The sequence below is a fragment of the Nakamurella sp. genome, from assembly GCF_048594475.1.
Taxonomy (GTDB): domain Bacteria; phylum Actinomycetota; class Actinomycetes; order Mycobacteriales; family Nakamurellaceae; genus Nakamurella.
The window spans coordinates 1-2,856 of record NZ_JBMDXT010000287.1; the positions used below are offsets into that span (position 1 = coordinate 1).

General features: G+C 76.6%; 2 protein-coding genes and 1 pseudogene. All 3 read right to left on the reverse strand.

All coding sequences use genetic code 11. From position 1 onward, the window contains the following. A partial coding sequence (locus ACOJUF_RS13395; RefSeq protein WP_420122338.1) for a YcaO-like family protein occupies nt 1-554 on the reverse strand: 554 nt, incomplete at its 3' end. Nucleotides 555-573: 19 nt separating this feature from the next. Then, a complete protein-coding gene (locus ACOJUF_RS13400; protein ID WP_420122339.1) occupies nt 574-1,800 on the reverse strand; it encodes a methyltransferase domain-containing protein in 1,227 nt (408 codons plus the stop codon). After that, nucleotides 1,797-2,856 (reverse strand): annotated as a pseudogene (locus tag ACOJUF_RS13405) (hypothetical protein); the annotation flags it as partial. The gene ACOJUF_RS13400 and the pseudogene ACOJUF_RS13405, both read right to left, overlap by 4 nt.

The window sequence follows — 2,856 nt, forward strand, 5'->3', positions numbered from 1 at the left end:
CGCGCGCCCGTCACCGCCCGTTCCCGGTCGGGCCCGGCCGCCGCGCCCGAGGGACCGGGGTCGAAGCAACCGGCCGGCCCGTTGGCCGGATCGGCCGGGTCGTCGACCAGCGCCGCCGGAACCCAGACCGCCTCGCCGCCGGCCAGCCGCTGACCCCGGTACCACCGCAGCCGGGCGGTCCGGGCGGCCGGGTGCCCCAGGGCGACACCGGGGGCGGCGGCGTCCAGGACCCGATCCCCGGCCGGCAGCTCCGCGGCGGTGCCCCACCGGCTCGCCGGACCGGCGGCGCCGGGGCCCGGCGGCAGGAGCGCGAACCGTTCGACGGCCTCCCCCACGGCGCGGGGCAGGCAGTCGGCGCGGCTGCCTCCGTATGCCCCGACCACGCGGCGGGACAACACCGGTGGCGGGTCGCCCGGCCGGTCGTCGGCCCCGGCCCGGTCACCGAGGACGACCAGGGTCCGCCAGAGGAGGTCGGCCGGCGGGTCCGGCGGCACGATCCGGTACGCCCGGGCGACGCCGTGCCGCGGCTCGAGGGTGGCCAGCAGGTCGATCATCGAGGTCGCGTCCGGGCCGTCAGACCGTCTGCACGTCCGGCACGTACCGGATCCAGCGACCGCCACCCGCCCGGAACCCGTCCTCCTGGGCCATGATCTCCTCCGCGTGGTTCCAGGCGAACAGGACCGCGTAGTCGGGCCGGGCGGTCCGGAAGTCTCCGGGACCGACGACCGGGATGTGCGACCCCGGGGTCAGCCGGCCCTGCTTGGCCGGCGTGGTGTCGGAGACGAAGGTGATGAGATCGGGGCCCAGACCGCAGAAGTTGGCGACGGTCGCGCTCTTGGCCGTCGCCCCGTAACCGACGACGCGGCGGCCCTGGGCCCGCAGGTCCCGCAGCAGGGTGACCAGGTCGTCCCGGACGCGGTGCACCCGGGCGGCGAACCGGCGGGCCGTCGCGGACCGGTCCAGGCCGCGTTCCCGCTCCGTGGCGATCAACGCGGCGACCGCGCCCGACGGCGTCCGCTCACCGATCCGGGCCAGGCTGTAACGGATCTCGCCACCGTGCACGGGCAGGGCGGCGACATCGACGAGGTCGAAGCCGAACCGGCGGGCCATCGCCTGCACCGACCGGGCGGTGAACAGGTAGAAGTGCTCGTCGTAGATCTGGTCGAAGGAGACCTGCTCGACGATGTCCCCCCAGTAGGGGTCCTCGAAGACGAAGACGCCGCCCGGGCCCAGCAGGGCGTCCACGCCGCGGAAGACCGAGTCCAGGTACGGGATGTGGCAGATCGTGTTGGCCGCGTAGATGACGTCGGCCGGCCCGTGGGTGGCCGCGATGTCGAGCGCGGTCGCCTCCTCGAAGAAGTCGATCCGCACGTCGATGCCCCGTTCGGCGGCGACCCGGGCGACCCCGGCGGACGGCTCCACCCCCAGGTGCCGGATCCCCCGCTCGGCCAGCGCGTGCAGCATGATGCCGTCGTTGCAACCGATCTCGACGACGAACGGGTCCGGACCGGTCAGTTCGGTGCGAGCCAGCCGCTCCGCGGTGGCCTCGAAATGCTCGCGCATCAGACGCGAGCCCGACGAGTGGTACGGGTAATCGGCGTGGAACATCCTCTCGCGTGGGACTTCTCGCATCAGCTGCACCATCGAGCAGCTCCCGCACAGGCCCACCCGCAGGTCGTAGAAGAACTCATCGTCGTCCGCGTCCGGCAGCCGGAACGCGTCGGACAGCGGTTGCCGGCCCAGGTCGAGGAACTCCTCGACCGGTCCTCGGCAGACCCGGCAGGACGTGGTGGCATTCATCGGGTTCCTCCTCGATGGATCCGGCCGGCGGAGGGGCCGGCCGACGGGTCGGGTTCGGGGGCGGCGACCGGCTCCGGGGCACCGGCGGGCAGATCCAGGAACGGCAGGGGGGCGGGCGCGCCGGTCTCGACGGTGTGCAGCGCGAGCAGCACCCCAGCCGCCCCGGTGGACAGATCGGCCGACAGCCGCAGCGCCTCGGCCCCGAGATAGGCCGGGTGCCCGTCGTGCTCGACCGCGAACAGATCCAGGCAGCGCCGGGCCGCGAGCGACGCGGCCCGGTCGGCCCGCCGCTCGAGGTCGGCGTCGGCACCGGGCTCGGGTTCGGCACCGGTGCCGCTGCCGGCCAGGCGGCTCAGCGCGACGACGGTGCCGGCGCACCCGTCGAACAGGCCGGCGCCCGGCTGGAACGAGCGGCGCATCGCCGCTCGGGCCGACGCCGATCCCGAGCGGACGGCCCGCCGGTCGTCCGCGGAGAGCGGTTGCCGCAGGAGCTCGCCCGCGACCATGGCCGGCCCGGCCCACCCCGTCGCGAGGCCGGGGCCGGGGCCGGGGTCGCCGGCCGACCGCGCCCGATCGTGAGCGTCCCGGAAGCGGTCGGCGTCGGCCCGCCAGGCCCGTACGGCCGCCGCCGCAAGTCGCGGGTCCGGGTCGATGCGGGCCAGGCGGAGTAGGAAGAGCGCGATCCCGCTCCCGCCGCCGAACAGCCCGCCGGCCGCCGGGTCGAGGCCGTCACCGGGCCCGCCGATCAGTCGCCGGGCGATGTCGCGGGCGCGGCCAACGGCGGCGGCGTCGTCCCGTCGCCGGCCCCAGATGGTCAGCGCCAGGCCGATTCCCGCCGCGCCGGCGGCCAGGCCCGGGGCGTCGGGCAGGGGCCCGGCGGCCAGCCGTTCGAACAGCGCGGCGGCCGCGGCCGGCCGGCCGAGCCGGTCGAGGGCCAGGGCGATGCCGGCCCCCCCGGGCACCAGGCCGGGGCGGGGGGCGACGAGCCCGCCGGCCGCCGGGTCGAGGCCGTCACCGGGCCCGCCGATCAGTCGCCGGGCGATGTCGCGGGCGCGG

What these genes read in the sequence shown, in the direction of transcription:
- ACOJUF_RS13400 (WP_420122339.1), bottom strand. Translation starts at nt 1,800, where the DNA reads ATGAATGCCACCACGTCCTGCCGGGTCTGCCGAGGACCGGTCGAGGAG.